17 protein-coding genes and 1 pseudogene are annotated in these 19379 nt (G+C 72.3%); 15 read left to right on the forward strand and 3 right to left on the reverse strand.

Translation table 11 applies throughout. The features are described 5' to 3' along the window. Positions 1 to 240 precede the first annotated feature (240 nt). Together hisC and paaN (OG607_RS43370) are read left to right on the forward strand one after the other, a co-directional pair. Entirely contained in the window at positions 241 to 1293 is a 1053-nt protein-coding gene (gene hisC, locus OG607_RS43365) for a histidinol-phosphate transaminase (protein ID WP_405735706.1), read from the forward strand. 5 nt (positions 1294 to 1298) lie between these two features. Continuing rightward, on the forward strand, positions 1299 to 3002 hold the full coding sequence (gene paaN, locus OG607_RS43370) for a phenylacetic acid degradation protein PaaN (RefSeq protein ID WP_405735709.1): 1704 nt from the start codon (positions 1299 to 1301) through the stop codon (positions 3000 to 3002). Between the two features lie 9 nt (positions 3003 to 3011). On the opposite strand, the gene OG607_RS43375 is transcribed toward paaN (OG607_RS43370), so the two are convergent. Continuing rightward, a complete protein-coding gene (locus OG607_RS43375; RefSeq protein WP_405735712.1) occupies positions 3012 to 3512 on the reverse strand; it encodes an Lrp/AsnC family transcriptional regulator in 501 nt (166 codons plus the stop codon). A 135-nt stretch (positions 3513 to 3647) separates the two neighbouring features. On the opposite strand from OG607_RS43375, the gene pdhA reads away from it, so the two are divergent. From pdhA to OG607_RS43440, 13 genes and pseudogenes are all read left to right on the forward strand, one after another. Next, positions 3648 to 4760, forward strand: a complete 1113-nt coding sequence (gene pdhA, locus OG607_RS43380; RefSeq protein WP_405735715.1) for a pyruvate dehydrogenase (acetyl-transferring) E1 component subunit alpha — start codon at positions 3648 to 3650, stop codon at positions 4758 to 4760. A gap of 5 nt (positions 4761 to 4765) precedes the next feature. After that, positions 4766 to 5800 (forward strand): alpha-ketoacid dehydrogenase subunit beta, encoded by a 1035-nt coding sequence (locus OG607_RS43385; RefSeq protein ID WP_405735718.1) that lies wholly within the window; start codon positions 4766 to 4768, stop codon positions 5798 to 5800. After that, positions 5797 to 7074, forward strand: a complete 1278-nt coding sequence (locus OG607_RS43390; RefSeq protein WP_405735721.1) for a dihydrolipoamide acetyltransferase family protein — start codon at positions 5797 to 5799, stop codon at positions 7072 to 7074. The genes OG607_RS43385 and OG607_RS43390 overlap by 4 nt, the downstream gene beginning before the upstream one ends. A gap of 94 nt (positions 7075 to 7168) precedes the next feature. Continuing rightward, positions 7169 to 8884, forward strand: a complete 1716-nt coding sequence (paaN, locus tag OG607_RS43395) for a phenylacetic acid degradation protein PaaN (protein ID WP_405735724.1) — start codon at positions 7169 to 7171, stop codon at positions 8882 to 8884. Beyond that, positions 8877 to 10058, forward strand: a complete 1182-nt coding sequence (locus OG607_RS43400) for a thiolase family protein (protein WP_405735727.1) — start codon at positions 8877 to 8879, stop codon at positions 10056 to 10058. The genes paaN (OG607_RS43395) and OG607_RS43400 overlap by 8 nt, the downstream gene beginning before the upstream one ends. Continuing rightward, a complete protein-coding gene (locus OG607_RS43405) occupies positions 10055 to 10801 on the forward strand; it encodes an enoyl-CoA hydratase/isomerase family protein (RefSeq protein WP_405735729.1) in 747 nt (248 codons plus the stop codon). Before OG607_RS43400 ends, OG607_RS43405 begins: the two co-directional genes overlap by 4 nt. Further along, a complete protein-coding gene (locus tag OG607_RS43410) occupies positions 10798 to 11652 on the forward strand; it encodes a 3-hydroxyacyl-CoA dehydrogenase family protein (protein ID WP_405735731.1) in 855 nt (284 codons plus the stop codon). The genes OG607_RS43405 and OG607_RS43410 overlap by 4 nt, the downstream gene beginning before the upstream one ends. A gap of 53 nt (positions 11653 to 11705) precedes the next feature. Next, positions 11706 to 12650, forward strand: a complete 945-nt coding sequence (paaA, locus tag OG607_RS43415) for a 1,2-phenylacetyl-CoA epoxidase subunit PaaA (protein WP_405735733.1) — start codon at positions 11706 to 11708, stop codon at positions 12648 to 12650. Next, positions 12647 to 12931: a 1,2-phenylacetyl-CoA epoxidase subunit PaaB gene (gene paaB / locus OG607_RS43420; RefSeq protein WP_405735736.1), complete on the forward strand. Its 285-nt coding sequence runs from the start codon at positions 12647 to 12649 to the stop codon at positions 12929 to 12931. The genes paaA and paaB overlap by 4 nt, the downstream gene beginning before the upstream one ends. 8 nt (positions 12932 to 12939) lie before the next feature. Next, complete coding sequence (gene paaC / locus OG607_RS43425; protein WP_405735738.1) at positions 12940 to 13761, forward strand: 1,2-phenylacetyl-CoA epoxidase subunit PaaC; 822 nt, start codon at positions 12940 to 12942, stop codon at positions 13759 to 13761. Then, the gene (gene paaD, locus OG607_RS43430) at positions 13755 to 14273 is read left to right on the forward strand and encodes a 1,2-phenylacetyl-CoA epoxidase subunit PaaD (RefSeq protein ID WP_405735741.1); all 519 of its coding nucleotides are present in this window, start codon (positions 13755 to 13757) and stop codon (positions 14271 to 14273) included. Before paaC ends, paaD begins: the two co-directional genes overlap by 7 nt. Continuing rightward, on the forward strand, positions 14273 to 15352 hold the full coding sequence (paaE, locus tag OG607_RS43435) for a 1,2-phenylacetyl-CoA epoxidase subunit PaaE (protein WP_405735744.1): 1080 nt from the start codon (positions 14273 to 14275) through the stop codon (positions 15350 to 15352). Before paaD ends, paaE begins: the two co-directional genes overlap by 1 nt. Positions 15353 to 15356: 4 nt before the next feature. Beyond that, a pseudogene (locus OG607_RS43440) lies at positions 15357 to 15915 on the forward strand (AAA family ATPase); the annotation flags it as partial. 11 nt (positions 15916 to 15926) lie between these two features. Here OG607_RS43440 and OG607_RS43445 read toward each other — a convergent pair. Both OG607_RS43445 and OG607_RS43450 read right to left on the reverse strand, forming a co-directional pair. After that, complete coding sequence (locus OG607_RS43445) at positions 15927 to 16778, reverse strand: TIGR03621 family F420-dependent LLM class oxidoreductase (RefSeq protein WP_405735747.1); 852 nt, start codon at positions 16776 to 16778, stop codon at positions 15927 to 15929. A 20-nt stretch (positions 16779 to 16798) separates the two neighbouring features. Beyond that, positions 16799 to 19372: an ABC transporter permease gene (locus OG607_RS43450; RefSeq protein ID WP_405735749.1), complete on the reverse strand. Its 2574-nt coding sequence runs from the start codon at positions 19370 to 19372 to the stop codon at positions 16799 to 16801. Between the last annotated feature and the right edge of the window lie 7 nt (positions 19373 to 19379).

A 19379-nucleotide genomic window follows, 5' to 3' on the forward strand; every position in this document is an offset into this window, starting at 1 on the left:
TCTCCGCCGCCGGGACGCACGCATCCTGGCTGTTCGTCCCGCGGAAGGGGTTTTTGTCCCACCCGGGACGGGACGGACTGCCGGAGGCAAGGGGGTTACCCGGCAGTCCGTCGGCGAATTCCGCAGGGCGTTGAACACTCGTCGCGCGGTGTTCACGATTCTCCTGACACCGCCTCTGTCATTCCTCTGTCCCACCCCGGTGTCACCTCCCCTGTCTCTCCCTGGGAAAGCGATCCGAGCATGGTGCGCATCCGTTCGTCCCTGGCCGCACTTCCTGCCTACGTGCCAGGCCGCAAGGTGCCCGGCACCACGGTCCTGGCGAGCAACGAGTCGCCGTACGGGCTGCTGCCCGGCGTCGCGGCCCGGCTCGCCGCGTCGGCCGGCGGGGTGTCGCGGTACCCCGACATGAGCGCCACCGGCCTGGTGAACGCCCTCGCGGAGCATCATGGGGTCGACCCGGCCCGGATCGCCGTCGGCGCGGGGTCGTCGGAGGTCTGCGGCCAGTTGCTGCACGCCGTGGTGGACCCGGGGGACGAAGTCGTCTTCGGCTGGCGGTCGTTCGAGGCCTATCCGATCCTGACGACGGTCGCCGGCGGCACCGCGGTGAGGGTCCCGCTGCAAGGGCGCACCCTGGACCTCGACGCCATGGCGGCAGCGGTGACCGACCGCACGCGGCTGGTCTTCGTCTGCAATCCGAACAACCCGACCTCGACCGCCGTCGGCGCGGAGGACTTGCGCCGGTTCGCCGACCGTGTGCCGGACGACGTGCTCATCGTGGTGGACGAGGCCTACCGCGAGTACGCCGACCCCGCCCTCGTCCCGGACGGCCTGCGGCTCCTGGGCGACCGGCCGAACGTGGTGGTGACCCGTACCTTCTCCAAGGCGTACGGACTGGCGGGCCTGCGGGTCGGCTACTGCGTGGCGGCGCCCGCCGTCGCGGCGCAGGTGCGCAAGACCCAGGTGCCGTTCAGCGTCACCGCGCTCGCCCAGGAAGCGGCCGTGGCCGCGCTCGGCGAGGGGCGGGAGGTCGCGCGGCGGGCCGCCCTCACGGTCGCCGAGCGCGGCAGGATGCGGACGGGGCTGCGTGCCCTCGGGTACGAAGTCCCCGCCTCGCAGGCGAACTTCGTGTGGCTGCCGCTCGCAGGGGCGAGCGCGGACTTCGCCGGGCACTGCCTGCGGGGCGGCGTCGTGGTGCGTCCCTTCCCGGGTGAGGGCGTAAGGGTGACGGTCGGTCTGCAGAGGGAGAACGAGGCGTTCCTCGCCCTCGCCGCTTCCTGGCAGGACCGGGACTGACCGCCATGTTCTACGCACGGCACGAGGACCTGCTCCGGCAGGCCGTACGGGCGGTCGACGGCGACGAGTACTTCTCCCCGTTCACCAAGGCGCCGACCGTCGCGGCGTACGGCAGGCGCGCGGCCCGGCGCGGGGAGAGCGCGTTCCTGTCCCTGCTCGGCGATGACTTCCCGCTCGACCAGCCCGCCGACCACGGCACGGCGGTCACCGAATCGTCCGCGTACGGCATCGACCTGGGCATCGGCTACCCGAGTTGTGAACCCGGCCGGCTGATCGGCGCGGCCACCCGGGCCATGGCCGGATGGCGGGCCGCCGGAGCCCACGAGCGGGCCGGGGTCGCGGCGGAGATCCTGCACCGGCTGAGCGAGCGCAGCTTCGAGATGGCCCACGCGGTGCACCACACCACGGGTGTGGCCTTCGCGACGGCGCACCAGTCCGGGGGCCCGCACGCCCAGGACCGCGGTCTTGAGGCCGTAGCCCGCGCTCTCGCCGAGTCCACCCGAAGGCCGAGCGCCATCCGGTGCGAGAAGCCGCACGCACGAGGGGGACCGCTGCTGACACAGGGCACCAGTACGGTCGCGCCGCGCGGAATCTCCCTGCTGGTCGCCTGCCGGACCTTCCCGACCTGGAACACGTATCCGGCCCTGTTCGCCAGCCTGGTCACCGGCAATCCGGTGATCGTCGCACCGCACCCCGGCGCGGTCCTTCCGCTGGCCATCACCGTGCAGGTGGCACGGCAGGTGCTCGACGAGGCCGGCTATGACCCGAACGCGGTGACCCTCGCCGTCGCCCGGCCCGGTGGTGGCCAGGCGCTGGTGCGCCGCCTCGCTACGGATCCCGCCGTACGGATCGTCGACCACACGGACTCCTCCCGCCCGGAAACCGCCGACTGGCTGGAGCACCACGCCCGGCAGGCCGTCGTCTTCCGCAACACGGCCGGCCTGAACACCGTGGTCGTCGACTCCACCGACGACTACGCAGGGCTGCTACGGGACCTGGCGATCGCCCTCTCCCTGTGCAGCGGCCAACTGCGAACCACACCACGCAACATCCTGGTACCGGCCGGAGGAATCGGGACGGACAAGGGGCGCAAGGCCTTCGGGGACTTCTGCACCGACCTGAGCCACGCTCTGGACCGGCTGCTGAGCACTCCCCGCAGAGCGGCGGGGATCCTCGGAGCGCTCGTGGACGACGGCGTACGGGAACGGCTGGCGGACGCCGAACGGCGGGGTGTCATGGTGCACCCATCAAAGCCGGTCAGGGACCCGGACCATCCGGACGCCGACGTACGCACCCCCCTGGTGGTGCGCGTCGGGGCGGGGGACGAGCGGCTCTACACCCGCGACTGGTCCGGCCCCGTCTCATGCGTCGTGGCGACCGGGTCGACGGCGCACAGCCTTGAGATCTTCCGCCGTACGGTCCGCAGGCACGGCGCGGTGTTCGGGACCGTCCACTCCACCGATCCGCTGGTGCTGGCGGCCGCGGAGGTCGCCGCCCTGGACGCGGGGGTGCACTTGTCCCAGAACCGCGCGGGGTCGGTGTTCACTGACCAGATCGCCGTCTTCAGCGACTTCCACGGCACCGGCGCCGACCCGGCGGTGTACGCGGCACCCACCGACCCCGCCTTCGTCACCGGCCGGTTCCTGGTGCTGCAGTCCCGGCGGCACGTGGTGGAGACGGCCGGCAACGCGGCACTGGCAGTGGTGTGACGGCGGCCGTCAGGCGTCCCACACGGCGCCACGGCCCTGCGATTCCTCGAACACGAGCCAGGTCCGGGTCGAGCGGACGCCGGGCACCTCCTGGATGCGTTCCAGCACCACGTGGCGCAGCGCGGTGTTGTCCGGAGCCCGGACCATCACCAGCACGTCGAAGTCCCCACCGACGAGGGCGAAGTTCTCGACGTAGGGGATCTCCCGCAACGCCTTGGAGACGTGGCGCCAGGCGTTCTGCTCGATGGTGACGGTCATGTACGCGCTGGTGCTGAGGCCCGCGCGCTGCGGGTTGAGGCGGGCGGTGAATCCGGAGATCACCCCGTCGTCCACCATCCGGCCGATCCGGGTGTACGCGTTGGCCCGGGAGATGTGGACCTGCTCGGCGAGTGCGCGTATCGACATCCGGCCGTCGCGGAGCAGCTCCGCCAGGATCTGGCGGTCGATGTCGTCGAGCGGGGCGGCCGAACGTCCGGGCGCGGAGCTCACCGACGGCGGTTGTGGCGACACATTGCCCTCCTGGGGAACCTGCTCCGGCAGTTCATCGCTTGTTTCGCCGAAGCCTTGAACACATATTCGCCAGCACCGACCATTCTCCTGTCAAGTGTCCAGTCCAGAAAAATCCTGAGAAAGCGAGCGGCCTCCATGTCAGTGAAGACCCTCCGACAGACGGTCCAGGGGCTCCTGCCGTCTCTCCAGCCGGTGCGCTTCGTGGCCGAGGACGGCGCCGCGGCCCCCGCCGGGCCGCCTGCCGGATACGCCGAGCCGCCGGTCGCGCTACTGCGCGAGGCGTACCGGCGGATGGTGCTGGGGCGCCGGTTCGACACCCAGGCGACCGCCCTGACCAAGCAGGGCCGGCTCGCCGTCTATCCGTCGAGCCGGGGCCAGGAGGCCTGCCAGATCGCGGGCGTCCTGGCGCTGGAGGAGCGGGACTGGCTCTTCCCGACGTACCGCGACTCCATGGCCCTGGTGGCCCGCGGTGTCGAGCCGGCCGAGGTGCTGACGCTGCTGCGCGGCGACTGGCACTGCGGCTACGACCCCATGACCACCCGGGTGGCGCCGCAGTGCACGCCGCTTGCCACCCAGGTGCTGCACGCCACCGGAATGGCCGAGGCGCTGCGCCGCAGGGGCGAGGACGCCGTCGTGATGGCCCTCATCGGTGACGGGGGTACCAGTGAGGGCGACTTCCACGAGGCGCTGAACTTCGCCGCGGTGTTCGCCGTTCCGGTGGTCTTCTTCGTGCAGAACAACAAGTACGCGATCTCCGTGCCGCTGGCCCGGCAGAGCGCGGCTCCGGCCCTGGCGTACAAGGGCGTCGGCTACGGAGTGCCGTCCGAGCAGGTCGACGGCAACGACCTGGTGGCCGTCCTGTCGGTGCTGAGCGCGGCCGTCGGGCATGCGCGCAGTGGGAAGGGGCCCTTTTTGGTCGAGGCGCACACGTACCGCATGGACGCGCACACCAACGCCGACGACGCCACCCGCTACCGGGACGACGCCGAAGTGGAGCGCTGGCGCGCCGCCGACCCGCTGGCACGGCTGGAGGCCCACCTGCGGGCCCGGGGCGAGCTCGGCGACGAGGACGTGGCAGTGGCCCACGCCGAGGCCGAAGCCCTCGCCGCCGACCTGCGCGACCGGATGAACGCCGAACGAAGCGCCGACCCGATGGAGCTGTTCGACCACGTCTACGCCGAGCCCACCCCCCAACTCCGCGAGCAGCGCGAGTTGCTGGCGGCCGAGCTGAAGGCACAGGAGGACTGACGGACATGAGTACGGACCTGAGTACGGTCACCGTGACCATGGCGCAGGCGCTCAACACGGCGCTGCGCGACGCACTGGCCGAGGACGAACGCGTCCTGGTCTTCGGCGAGGACGTCGGCGCCCTCGGCGGCGTATTCCGGATCACCGACGGCCTCACCCGTGACTTCGGCGAGCAGCGTTGTTTCGACACCCCGCTCGCCGAGGCGGGCATCGTCGGCCTCGCCGTCGGCATGGCGATGGGCGGCTTCCGGCCCGTGGTCGAGATGCAGTTCGACGCCTTCGCCTACCCCGCATTCGAGCAGATCGCCTCGCACGTCGCCAAGCTGCGCAACCGCACGCGCGGCCGGGTATCGCTCCCCATGGTCATCCGCATCCCCTACGCGGGCGGAATCGGCGGCGTCGAGCATCACTGCGACTCCAGCGAGGCGTACTACGCGCACACCCCCGGGCTGAAGGTCGTCACCCCGGCGACGGCGGAGGACGCGTACTGGCTTCTGCGCGACGCGATCGCGGACCCCGACCCGGTCGTCTTCCTGGAGCCGAAGAAGCTGTACTGGTCGAAGGAGGAAGTCGGCCTCGGGCAGCGCGCCGCAGCGCCGTTCGGCCGGGCCGTGGTCCGCCGCCCGGGGCGTGACGCGACGCTGGTCGCGTACGGGCCGTCGGTGCCCGTCGCCCTGGCGGCGGCGGAGGCGGCAGCGGCGGACGGGATGGACCTGGAGGTCGTGGACCTGCGCACGCTGGTCCCCTTCGACGACGGGACGGTCGCGGCGTCGGTGCGGCGGACCGGCCGCTGCGTGGTCGTCCAGGAGGCCCAGGGGTTCGCCGGCGTCGGGGCCGAGATCGCCGCCCGGGTGCAGGAACGCTGCTTCCACTCGCTGGCCGCGCCCGTCCTGCGCGTCGCCGGTTTCGACATCCCGTATCCGCCGCCAAAGCTGGAGCACGCGCACCTGCCCGGCGTGGACCGCGTTCTGGACGCCGTCGACCGGCTGCAGTTCACCGACCGTCCCGACTCGCTGCATCTCGTGGAGGGCGTGGCGTGAGCGTCTTCTGTCTTCCCGACCTCGGCGAGGGACTGACCGAGGCGGAGATCATCGAATGGAAGGTCGCCGTCGGCGACGAGGTCACCATCGACCAGGTCGTGGTCGAGGTCGAGACCGCCAAAGCCGCGGTCGAGGTGCCCGTGCCCTTCGCGGGCACCGTGGTCCGGCTCCACGCCGACGCCGGTACGGCCCTCGCGGTGGGCAAGCCTCTGATCACGGTCGGCGCGGCCGAGCCGCGAGCCGCGCAGCAGTACCGGGAGGAAGAACAGGCCGGTTCCGGCAACGTGCTCATCGGCTACGGCACGGGCCACGGGCCTGTGCCCCGCCGCAGGCGGCGAGGCCGTGCGGCGGCCCCGAGCGTCAGCGCGGACAGCCCGCACCCGGCGACCGCGGGCGCAGACGCACCGCGGGTGATCTCGCCGCTGGTACGGAAGCTGGCCCGCGACCACGGGATCGACGTCGCCCTGCTGACTCCCACCGGCGCAGCCGGGGTCGTGCTGCGGCGGGACGTGGAGCAGGCCGTGCGGGTGCTCCCGCACGAGCCGGTGGTCACGGCGCCCGCCGAACCCACGGCGCCGTCCGAGCCGGAGCGCATCCCCCTGCGAGGCTTGCGCCGCGCCATCGCGGAGAAGCTGTCCCGCAGCCGCACCGAGATCCCGGACGCGACGACCTGGGTGGACGTGGACGCCACCGGCCTGCTGGAGGCCAAGGACGTACTCAAGGCCGCCGGCCCGGCCCGCCGCATCGGCGTACTGCCTCTCTTGGCGCGGATCGTCGTCGCGGGGCTGACCCGCTTCCCGGAACTCAACTCCACCGTCGACACCGGGCGCGGCGAGATCGTCCGCTACCCCGAGGTGCATCTCGGCTTCGCCGCCCAGACCGAGCGCGGCCTCGTCGTGCCCGTCGTACGGAACGCGCACCGGATGAGCACCGCCGAACTCGCCGCCGAACTGGCCCGGTTGACCGAGCTGGCCCGCACCGGCAGCCTGCCGCCCGAGCTGCTCACCGGAGGGACCTTCACCCTCAACAACTACGGCGTGTTCGGGGTGGACGGCTCGACGCCCATCATCAACCACCCGGAGGCCGCGCTGCTCGGTGTGGGCCGGATCATCGACAAGCCGTGGGTGGTGAACGGCGGCCTCGCGGTGCGCAAGGTCGGGCAGCTGTCGCTCAGCTTCGACCACCGGGTCTGTGACGGCGGCGTCGCCGGCGGCTTCCTGCGCTTCGTGGCCGACTGCGTCGAGCACCCCGCCACGCTGCTGGCCGACATCTGACGTGGCCACACTTCCAACCGCCCTGCCCAACTGCGCCCATGTACCTACCGAACGTTCGGTGGATCCTGGCTCGTACCTCGGAGAGGTGAAGCACATGTCCCACCCAGGCCCCCGGCGGCCCGACTTCTTCCTGCACCACGACGAACTGCTGGGCCGTGCGGTGGCCGCCACCGCCGACCGCGGCCACTGGAGTCCGTACGTGGAGACGCCCAGCCCCTCGGCCTACGGAACGGAGGCGCCCGCGCGAGGCGAGGCCGCCTTCAAGGCGCTGCTCGGCAAGCTCTTCGAGCTCGAAGGGCACCCCGGCTCCGGCACCGTGCCCGCCGGTGAGATCTCGCCGTACGGCTTCGAACTCGGCATCTCCTATCCGCGCGTCACCCCTGGCCAGGCCGTCGCCGCCGCTGAAGCGGCCGCGACCGGATGGCGTGCCGCGAGCCCCGACACGCGGGCAGGGGTCGCGGCGGAGATCCTGTCGCGGCTCAACGAGGCGAGCTTCGAGATCGCGCACGCCGTCCAGCACACCACCGGGCAGCCGTTCCTGATGGCGTTTCAGGCAGGTGGCCCGCACGCCCAGGACCGGGGCCTGGAAGCGGTGGCATACGCCTGGTCCGAGCAGCGGCGCCACCCGGCCGCCGCACGCTGGAGCAAACCGCAGCGCAAGGGCGGCCCGCTGGCGCTGGACAAGACCTTCACCCCCGTCGGACGCGGTGTGGCCGTGCTGATCGCCTGCAACACCTTCCCCACCTGGAACGGCTATCCGGGCCTGTTCGCCAGCCTGGTCACCGGCAATCCGGTGATCGTCAAGCCGCATCGGCGGGCCGTACTGCCGCTCGCGATCACCGTGCGGATCGCGCGGGCGGTGCTGGCCGAGGCGGGCTTCGACCCGGACGTGGTGATCCTCGCCGCCGAGGGCCCGCAGGAGCGGACCGCCCCCGCACTGGCCACCCATCCGAGCGTGCGCATCGTGGACTTCACGGGCTCCACCGAATTCGGCGACTGGCTTGAGGCCAACGCCCGCCAGGCCCTGGTCTTCACCGAGAAGGCGGGCCTGAACACCGTCGTCGTGGACTCCACCGACGACTACGCAGGACTGCTGGGCAACCTGGCTTTCTCCCTGTCGCTGTACAGCGGCCAGATGTGCACCACGCCGCAGAACATCCTGGTCCCCCGGGACGGCTTCGCCACCGACCAGGGACCGTGCACCGCCGACGAGTTCGCCGCCGACCTGGCCGGGGCGATCGACCGGCTGCTCGGCGATCCGGCCCGCGCGGCGGGCACACTGGGCGCGATCGTGGGCGAGGGCGTACTGCGGCGGCTGGAGGAGGCCGCCGGGCCGGGCCGCACGGTGCGTGAGCCGAGGGCCGTCGAGCACCCCGAGCACCCGGGCGCCATCGTCCGTACCCCGCTGGTGGCCCGGCTGGAGGCGGACCGCGACGAGAAGACCTACACCCGCGAGTGGTTCGGGCCGGTCTCCTTCGTCATCGGCACCGACTCCACCGAGCACAGCCTGCGGATCTTCCGTGAGACGGTCCGCACCTACGGGGCGCTGACGGCCGCCGTGCACTCCACGAGCGAAGCCGTCCTGGATGCCACCGAAGCGGCGGCGCTGCAGGCCGGAGTGCACCTGTCCGAGAACCTCACCGGCGGCGTGTTCGTCAACCAGTCCGCTGCCTTCAGCGACTTCCACGGCAGCGCCGCCAACCCCGCCGCCACCGCGACCCTTTCCGACCCAGCCTTCGTCACCGGACGGTTCGTGACGCTGCAGTCGCGCCGGCCCGCCCCCGCCGAGAGGAGCAGCACCGATGTCTGACGAGGTCTATCTGATAGACGGGGCCCGCACCCCGCAGGGCCGCTTCGGCGGCACCCTGGCCTCCGTACGGCCCGACGACCTGGCGGCCCTGGTGGTCGGCGAGGCCGTACGCCGCGCCGGAATCGCGGGGGAGGCGGTGGACGAGGTGATCCTCGGCGCCGCCAACCAGGCAGGCGAGGACAACCGGGACGTGGCCCGGATGGCCCTGCTGCTGGCGGGGCTCCCGCACACCGTGCCCGGCTACACCGTCAACCGGCTGTGCGCGTCCGGGCTGACGGCCGTCGCCTCCGCCGCCCACACCATCCGGGCCGGTGCGGCGGACGTGGTCGTGGCGGGCGGCGTGGAGTCGATGACCCGCGCGCCCTGGGTGATGGCCAAGCCCGGCAGCCCCTGGGCCAAGCCCGGCCAGGCGTACGACACCGCGATCGGCTGGCGCTTCACCAACCCCCGCTTCACCGCCACGCAGTCGATGTCCATGGGCGACACCGCCGAGGAGATCGCCGCGCTCGACGGGATCACCAGGGCCGAGTCCGACGCCTTCGCGCTGCGCAGCCACCAGCGGGCCGTCGCCGCCCAGCAGGCGGGCCGCTTCGACCGCGAGATCGTCGCCGTGCCGGTGAAGGGCGGTGAGGTCACCCGTGACGAGGGCCCGCGCCCGGACACGTCGCCGGCGAAGCTGGCGGGGCTGCGCACCTCGTTCCGTGAGGACGGCATTGTGACGGCGGGCAACTCCTCGCCGCTGTCCGACGGCGCCTCGGCCCTGGTCCTGGCGAGCGGCGCGGCGGTGAGGCGCTACGGCCTGGCGGTCCGCGCCCGGATCGTCACCTCCGCCTCGGCCGGTGTCGAGCCGCACCTCATGGGCCTCGGCCCCGTCCCGGCCACCGAGCAGGTACTCACCCGCGCCGGATGGCACGTCGACGACCTGGACGCGGTGGAGCTGAACGAGGCATTCGCCGCCCAGACCCTGGCCGTCGTCCGGCGCCTGAAGCTGGACCCGGAACGGGTCAACGCCGACGGCGGAGCCATCGCGCTGGGCCACCCGCTGGGCTGCTCGGGCAGCCGGATCCTGCTCACGCTGCTCGGCCGGCTGGAGCGCGCGGACGCCCGCCGCGGCCTGGCCGCCATGTGTGTCGGCGTCGGCCAGGGTGTCGCGATGCTGGTGGAGCGCGTATGAACACGCCATACGAGACGCTGCTGGTCGAGGAGCGCGCGGACCGGATCGTCGTCACCCTGCACCGGCCCGAGGCCCGCAACGCCATCAACGGCCGCATGATCAGCGAACTGCATGCCGTGTGCGACCGGTTGGAACGCGAACCGAAGCTGCTGCTGCTCACCGGCCACGGCGAGGTCTTCGCGGGTGGGGCCGACATCGCCGAACTCCTGGAGCGCGGCCGTGACGAGGCACTGCGGGGTATCAACGCCCGGCTGTTCGAGCGGGTGCGCAGGCTGCCGATGCCGACCGTCGCCGCCGTGGACGGCTGGGCGCTGGGCGGCGGGGCCGAGTTGACGTACGCCTGCGACCTGCGGATCGCCGGACCGGACGCGGTGTTCGGCAACCCCGAACCGGGCCTGGGCATCCTGGCCGCCGCCGGTGCCTGCCGGCTGCTGAGCCGACTGGTCGGTGAGTCCGTGGCCAAGCAGGTGCTGCTGGCCGGGCGGACCCTGGACGCGGCGACGGCACTGGCCACAGGCCTGGTCATCGACGTCGTACCCGCCTCGGTACTGCTGGAGGAGGCGCACCGGCTGCTGGACCGGATGGCCCGCTCCTCGGCCCTCGCACTGCGGCTCACCAAGCTCGTCGTCGACGCGGACGGCGCCCACCCGGCGGCCGACGACCTCGCGCAGGCCGTGCTGTTCGAGGGAGCGGACAAGAAGGAGCGCATGACGCGGTTCCTCGCCGGAAGGGGCAGGCCGTGACGCGTGCCCCCAGGCTCGTCGGAGTGATCGGCGGAGGCCGGATGGGCGCCGGTATCGCGCAGTCCTTCGCGGCCGCCGGCTCGACCGTCGTCATCGTGGAAAGCGGCGAACCGGCCGCGGCCGCCGCCCTGTACCGGATCGCCACCGGTCTGCGGCTGGCCGCCGAGCGTGGGTTCCTCGACGAGCCGGCCGAGCTGGTGATCGGCCGCGTGACCACGGTGGCCTCGCCGCACGAACTGCCCGCGGCAGCCGACCTCGTCGTCGAGGCCGTTCCCGAGGACGCCGCCCTGAAGTCCAGGCTTCTCGCGGCGGCCGAGCAGGCGGTGGGTGAGCACACCGTGCTGGCCAGCAACACCAGTTCCCTGTCCGTCGCCGACCTCGGCTCCGTACTGGCCCGCCCGGGACGGTTCCTGGGCATGCACTTCTTCAACCCGGTGCCCGCCTCCGAGCTGATCGAGCTGGTCGTCGCCCCGGGCACCTCCGACGGGACCGTCCGGGCGGCGCTGGCCTGGACCCACGCCCTGGGCAAGAAGGACGTCGTCGTCAAGGACTCACCGGGCTTCGCCAGCAGCCGCCTCGGCGTGGCGCTCGGCCTGGAGGCCATCCGTATGGCCGAGGAGGGCGTCGCCGGACCGGCGGCGATCGACGACGCCATGCGCCTGGGCTACAAGCACCCGATGGGCCCGCTGCGACTGACCGACCTGGTCGGCCTCGACGTACGGCTGGCCATCGCCGAGCACCTGCACGCGACCCTCGGCGACCGCTTCGCCCCGCCCCGACTGCTGCGCGACAAGGTCGCCCGCGGCGAACTGGGCCGCAAGACCGGACAGGGGTTCTACGCATGGGAATGAACGAGGCCCCCGGAAGTCACCGCGCCGGCCGAACCCCACAGAGAGGAAGGACCATGACGGAGGAGTACTTCGACTCCACGATCGCCCGGGACCAGCGGATCGAGCCCCGGGACTGGATGCCGGACGGCTACCGCGCAACCCTGATCCGGCAGATCGCCCAGCACGCCCACTCGGAGATCATCGGCATGCAGCCGGAGGGCGAGTGGATCACCCGGGCCCCGTCGCTGCGCCGCAAGGCGATCCTGTTCGCCAAGGTGCAGGACGAGGCTGGGCACGGCCTCTATCTGTATGCGGCCGCCGAGACCCTCGGTGCGGACCGTGCCGACCTCACCGATCGGCTGATCACCGGACGGCAGAAGTACTCGTCGATCTTCAACTACCCCACGCCGAGCTTCGCCGACGTCGGGGTGATCGGCTGGTTCGTGGACGGTGCCGCGATCTGCAACCAGGTGCCGCTGTGCCGGTCGTCGTACGGTCCGTACGCGCGGGCCATGGTGCGGGTCTGCAAGGAGGAGTCCTTCCACCAGCGGCAGGGCTACGAGCTGCTGATGACCATGATGGGTGGCACCGACGCCCAGCGAGCCATGGTCCAGGACGCGGTGGACCGCTGGTGGTGGCCGTCGTTGATGATGTTCGGGCCGCCCGACGACGACTCTCCCAACTCCGCGCAGTCCATGGCCTGGAAGATCAAGCGCCATTCCAATGACGAACTGCGGCAGCGCTTCGTCGATATGACGGTCCCTCAGGCGGAGAAGCTCGGCGTCATCCTCCCCGATCCGGAACTGTGCTGGAACGCCGAGCGCGGGCGCCATGACTTCGGCGCCCCGGACTGGACCGAACTGCAACGGGTGATCTCCGGCGACGGCCCGTGCAACACCGAACGCGTCGCCCGCCGACGGGCGGCCCATGAGAACGGCGCCTGGGTGCGCGAGGCCGCGTCCGCACACGCCGCCAAGCAGGCCGACAGGGCGGCGGCAGCGAAGGGAGCACAAGCATGAACCGGCAATGGCCCCTGTACGAGGTCTTCGTACGCGGCAAGCGCGGCCTGAACCACGTCCACGTCGGCTCCCTGCACGCCGCCGACGAGCGGATGGCGCTAACCCACGCCCGCGACCTGTACACCCGCCGCAACGAGGGCGTGAGCATCTGGGTCGTCCGGTCAGCGGACATCACCGCCTCCTCGCCCGGCGAGAAGGACTCCTTCTTCGACCCGGCCGGCGACAAGGTCTACCGGCACCCCACCTTCTACGACATCCCCGGCGACGTCCCCCACATCTAGGAGCACCAGTGACCGAGGACGACGACACGTCCCCCGACAACATCAGGTGGGCCTTCGGCACCGGCTTCGCCGATCCACTGCACGGCGTCGACACCGCCGTCCCCGACGGCGTCGACGCCGGGGAACTGGCCGCCCGCTGCGTGGCCCTCGCCGACGACGCCCTGATATCCGCCCAGCGGCTGGCCGAATGGTGCACCCGCGCCCCGGAGTTGGAGGAGGAACTGGCACTGGCCAACATCGGCCTCGACCTGCTCGGCCAGGCCCGCCTGCTCTACTCCCGCGCAGGCCAGGCCGATGGCACGGGCTTCGGCGAGGACGCGTACGCCTACTTCCGAGACGCGGCGAGTTTCCGCAACGTCCGGCTAACCGAACTCCCGGACGGCGACTTCGCGTTCACCATCGTCCGGCTGTTGGTAACGTCGATCTGGCGGCTGGCCGTGTTCGAGGAGCTCACCGGCACGGCCGACCCCGTACTGGCCGCCGTCGCTGCCAAAGGCGTGAAGGAACTGGCCTACCACTGTCGGTACGCCGCCGAGTGGACGGTCCGCCTCGGCGACGGCACCGCCGAGTCCAGGCGCCGCATGTGTCGCGCGCTTGAGCGGATCGTCCCCTGGCTCGACGAGTTGCTCACCGACCGCCTCGCGCCGGGCGGCGTGGCCGAGCGGATCCGGCAGGCGCTGCTCCAGGTACTCGACCGGGCCGGGCTGACCCTGCCCGACGCGGCGCCGGAGCCGGGCAGCGGACGGGACGGGCAGCACACCGAGCACCTCGCCCCGCTGCTGGCCGAGTTGCAGAGTGTGGCCCGCGCCCACCCGGAGGCGGCATGGTGACCTCGCCGCCCCGGCTGGACGAGCGGCGGGCCCGGCGGATCGCCGCCGAGGTCCCCGATCCCGAGCTGCCGATGCTGACCCTGGCCGACCTCGGAGTGCTGCGCGGCATCGAGATCGAGGAGGACGGGACGGTCGTCGCGAGTCTCACCCCGACCTACTCCGGTTGCCCGGCCATGGCGGAGATGCGGGCCGAGGTCGCCGCGCGGCTGCGCGCGGCGGGTTTTGCCGGCGTACGCGTACGCACCGTCCTCGCCCCGTCCTGGACCACCGACTGGATCACCGCCGAAGGCCGCCGCAAACTCGCCGAGCACGGCATCGCGCCCCCCAACCCCAGCCCCGCCGGGCGGGTATGGCTGACCCTTGCCCAAGGTCCGGCCCCCGCTGCCGTTCCCTGCCCGCAGTGCGGCTCGCCGGACACCGAGGAGCTCTCCCGGTTCGCCGCCACCGCCTGCAAGTCCCTGCGGCGCTGCCGCACCTGCCTGGAGCCGTACGAGCACGTCAAGGACATCTGATGACCCGCCGCCGCCCCGCCTTCCACCCCCTGCGCGTCGCCGCCGTCGAGCCGCTGTGCGCCGACGCCGCGGCCATCACCTTCGAGATACCGGACCACCTCGCCGAGGATTTCGCCTTCCGCCCCGGCCAGTCCCTCACCCTGCGCCGCCGCACCGACGGCCGTGACGAACGCCGCTCCTACTCCATCTGCTCACCCACCGGAACGGCGCCGCGCATCGGCGTGCGCGTCGTGCCCGGTGGCCTGTTCTCCTCGTGGCTCGTCCACGACACGCAGCGCGGGGACACCATCGAGGTCATGGCACCGTCCGGAGCATTCACCCCGGACCTGAGCACCCCCGCTCACCACGTCCTCATCGCCGCCGGCTCCGGCATCACGCCGATGCTCTCCATCGCCGCCTCCGTCCTGGCCGCGGACGACTCCTCCCGCGTCACCCTGCTGTACGGCAACCGGCACTCCGGCACCGTGATGTTCGCCGACGACCTCGCCGACCTCAAGGACCTCCACCCGGCCCGCCTCCAGCTCGCCCACGTCCTGTCCCGCGAACCCTGCGAATCCGATCTCCTGTCCGGTCGCCTCGACACGGGCCGGCTCACCGCGCTCGTACGTGCCCTGCTCGACGTCCCCGGCATCGGCCACTGGTGGCTGTGCGGCCCGTACGGCATGGTCCGGGACGCCCAGCAGGTCCTGACGGGCCTCGGAGTACCGGCCGGTCGCGTCCACCAGGAGCTGTTCCACGCGGACGACGCCCCCGTCGTCCCGCTGGGTTCCGCCCGGGATGAGGCCGCCGCCTCCGACGGCCCTGCCGCCCGGGTCACGGTCACCCTCGACGGCCGCACCACCCGCTTCACCCTCCCCCGGGACCGCACCGTCCTCGACGGTGCCCAGCTCACCCGCCCCGACCTCCCCTTCGCCTGCAAGGGCGGCGTCTGCGGCACCTGCACCGCCCTGATCACCGAAGGCCGGGCCGACATGCGCCGCAACTACGCCCTCGAAGCCGCGGAGGTGGAGGCGGGCTACGTCCTCACCTGCCAGGCCCGCGCCCTCTCCGACACTCTGACCGTCGACTTCGACAGCTGACCCGCCGCGCTGGGACGTGGAGGAGGCCGGCCGGGTCCGGCTCGCGGACGTCGGGGGCATGACCGAGGTCAAACAGCACCTCGAAGCCGTGTGCCTGACACCGATGCAACCCCGGGGTGCGCGAGCTGTACGGCAAGCGGATGCGCGGCGGCCTCCTGCCGTACGGTCCGCCGGGCTGCGGGAAGGCCTTCATCGCCCGTGCCGTCACGGGTGAACTCGGCTCGCGATTCATGAGCGTGGGCCTCAACGACGTGCTCGACCTGGACATCGGCCAGTCCGAACGCAACCTGCACGAGGTATTCGAGACGGCCCGCCGCAACGCCCCCTGTGTGGTCTTCCTGGACGAACTCGACGCGCTCGGCGCCAAGCGCGGCCTTGTACGCCACAGCGGTCTGCGCGCTGCCGTCAACCAGCTCCGCGCCGAACTGGACGGCTTCCACGCGGCCGCCAACGAGGGCGTGTTCGTCCTGGCGGCCACCAAGCCTGGGACTTGGACACCGCGCTGCCGCGCCGCACGCCGCACTGTCATCCGGTCGCCGCCTGGCAGCCGTTGCGGAGAGGCGCCCCGGAGAATTCAGCACGCCCGCAGCTCCTCGATGACCTGCGCGAAGGCCTCCATCGAAGGCTCGAGGACGGTGACGTAGGAGAACCCGAAGCGCTCCCGGTTCGCCCGCACCTGCGCGGCGATCTGCGCGACGGTGCCGAACAGGAGCGTCGGCGCGTCGAGCAGCTGCTCCATGCTCAGATGGGGGACGCGCGGCGCGACCTCGGCGGCCGCCGCCTCGCGGTCGTCGGTCACCACGACCCGCTGCACCAGGATGTTGAACTCCGGGTCGGTGCCCTGCTCCGCCGCGAAGCGCCGCGCGGCGGCCACCCGCTCGTCCACGGCCTCGGCGGTGAGCAGGCGCAGGGCGCCGTCGGTGTCGTGCCGTGCACCGGTGAAGGCCACGACGCCGGCGTGCCGCGCGGCCAGCCGCAGCATCCGGTCGCCGTTGCCGCCGAGCAGCATCGGGGGGCGTGGCTCGGGGAGCAGCGGCTCCAGCTCGGCCACCAGGCGCTCCAGGTGGTCGACGCGGCTGCGCGGGGTCCCGTAGTCGAGACCGGCCCGCTCGAACTCCTCGCGTACGTAACCCGTGCCGAGCCCCAGTTCCAGGCGGCCGCCGGTGAGCTGCTGGGTGGTGGCCACCTCGCGTGCGAGCAACGCCGGGTTCCAGAAGGCGGCGTTGAGGACGAAGGTCCCCAGCCGCACCCGCTCCGTGGCCCCGGCGGCGGCCACCAGCGAGGGGAAGGGCGCCGGCCAGCCGAGGTGGTCGGGGACCAGCAGGACGTCGTAGCCGGCGGCCTCGACCCGCTCGCACTTCTTCGCCCAGCCCTCGCCCGAGTCGGCTTCCAGCAGAGCGCCGCCGAACCTGAACTCCCGTGCCATGAGATCCCCCTGATGGTCGGTCACTCGTGTGCGATCGCCGCGAGTACGTTCATACGCGAGGCCCGCAGCGCGGGCAACAGCGCCGCGATCAGCCCTACGAGAACCGAACCCGCCACCACCGCGACCACCGTCGGCCATGGCACCGCCAGCGCCGCCATGCCCTCCAGCGCGAGCACCTCGTGCGTGGCGAAACCCCACACCAGCCCGAGGCCCAGCCCCAGCACCGCCCCGAAGACCGCGATCACCACCGACTCCAGCCGGATCATCCGGCGCAGCTGGAAGCGGGACAGACCGATCGCCCGCAGCAGCCCGATCTCGCGGGTGCGCTCCACGACCGACAGGGCAAGGGTGTTGACCACGCCCATGACCGCGATGACGATCGCCAGCCCCAGCAGCCCGTAGACCAGATTGAGCAGTACCGAGATCTGGCCGCGCACCAGCGCCTTGTAGTCGGCCTGGTCGCGCACCTCGACCTGCGGATAGGGCTTGAGGGTCTTCTCCAGCGAGGCCCGAAGCGCGTCTGTGTCCGTGCCGGGCGCGGCGTTGACGTACAGCGCGGCGTCCCGACTGTCCGGCAGATACCGCTCGGCCGTGGACAGGCCCATCATCAGCGCGGCGTCGTCGAAGCCGCCGATGGCGCCCTGTTGCGTGGTGAGCGCGCGCACGGTGAAGGTGGCGGTCCGGCCGTTGGCGAACAGCGCGGGCACCCGGCTGCCGATCCGCAGACGGTGCCCTGTGGCGTAGTCCCTGTCGAGTGAGATCGCGCCCGGAGCGAGTGCCCGTGCGGTGTTCCCCGCCGCGTAGTCGAAGTTGAGGACATCATCGGCGCCGGAGCCGATGGCCGTGCCGACCACCTTTGCGGTCCGCCCGCTGGGGAGCGTGAGCCGTACGGGCGCGTAGCGCTGCGTGACGACCGCGCCGGTGCCGGGCACCCTGCGCACGCGGTCGGTGATCTCCCGGGTGAACGGCATGTAGCTGCTGCCGCCCTGGACGATGAAGTCCGCGCCGAGGGTTTTGTCGATCTCGTGGTCGAAGGACCGCGACATCGACGCCCCGGCGATCGACATGCCGGTGACCAGCGCCAGCCCGATCATCAGCGCGGAGGCGGTGGCGCCGGTGCGGCGCGGATTTCGCAGGGCGTTGCGCTGGCTGATCCGCCCCACCGGGCCGAAGACCCGGGGGAACGCCCCGCCGAGCACCCGGATCACCGGCCGTACGAGCAGCGGGCCCGCGACCACCGCCGCGATCAGCGACAGCAGGATCCCGAGCCCCAGCAGCGACGCCGCGTCCGAGGTGTCGGTGCTCGCGGCGGCGCCGCCCAGCGCGGCGGCCGCCAGGACCGTGAGCACCGCCCCGCCCACCGCCCGTATGCGCAGCGGGCGGCCGCTGCCCGAGGTCTCGACGTCGGACAGCGCGGCCATGGGGGAGACCCGGGCCGCCCGGCGGGCGGGCAGATACGCCGCGACCAGCGTCACCAGCACCCCGACCGCGTACGCCGCCACGGGCGTCGGCCAGCGGAAGACCATCTCGGCGGCGCTGATGTTCATCCCGAACACGCCCATCAGTCGGATCAGGCCGACCGCGAGGCCGACCCCGGTGGCCAGACCCAGCGTGGAGCCGGCCAGGCCCAGCAGCAGCGCCTCGACCAGCACCGAGCGGCGCACCTGGCGGCGCTCGGCGCCCAGGGCGCGCAGCAGGCCCAGCTCCCGGGTGCGCTGGGCGATCAGCATGGAGAAGGTGTTGACGATCAGGAAGACGCCGACCAGGACCGCGATCCCGGCGAAGCCCAGCATCACGTACTTGATGACATCCAGGAAGGTGGACAGGCTCGCCGCGGCGGACTTCGCCTGCTCGTCCTGCGTCGTGTAGTCGTAGCCGGAGCCCAGCTCGGCGGTGATCCGCCGCTTCAGCGCGGCGTCGGACACGCCGGGCAGGGCGTCCGCGTTGACGGAGGTCGCCACGCCGGAGCGGCCGATGAGCCGGGTCTGCGAGGTCGGGGTGTCCAGGAAGAGCAGGGCGGCGCCGGGGTTGGTGGTGGCGAAGGTCACGATGCCGGTGATCCGCACCGGGAAGGTGCCGGGCTGGGCGATCACCCGCAGCGTGTCCCCGATGGCGAGGTGCTTCTTGCGCGCGGTGTCGGCGTCGACCATCGCCTCGCCGCCGCCGTGCGGCGCGTGACCGCTGGTCAGCCTCACCGGGCTGCGCGGCCAGACCGACCAGTTGGTGGCGATGGTCGGCGCGCCGGTCGTCGGGCCGACCTGCGCGCCGCGCGCGTCCACGACGGTCGCGTTCTGCACGCTGACATCGATCCTGGCGTCCGCCACCCCGTCCACCGCCGCGACCCGGCGCAACAGGGCGGCGGGCAGGGTCGGCACCTCGCCGGAGGTGAACTGGTCGTCCTCGCTGAAGGCCTCCTTCGGGCTCACCGTCACATCGGCGGACGTCGAGGAGAACAGCCGGTCGAAGGTGCGGTTGACGGTGTCCGAGAAGATCAGGCTCCCAGCCACGAACGCCACCGACAGCAGCACCGCCAGCGCCGACAGCAGCATCCGGCCCTTGTGAGCGAGGAAACCCCGCAGCGTCGCCCGGAACACGGCCCGC

Origin of the sequence: Streptomyces sp. NBC_01537 (genome assembly GCF_045040445.1) — a bacterium.
Classification (GTDB): Bacteria; Actinomycetota; Actinomycetes; order Streptomycetales; family Streptomycetaceae; genus Actinacidiphila.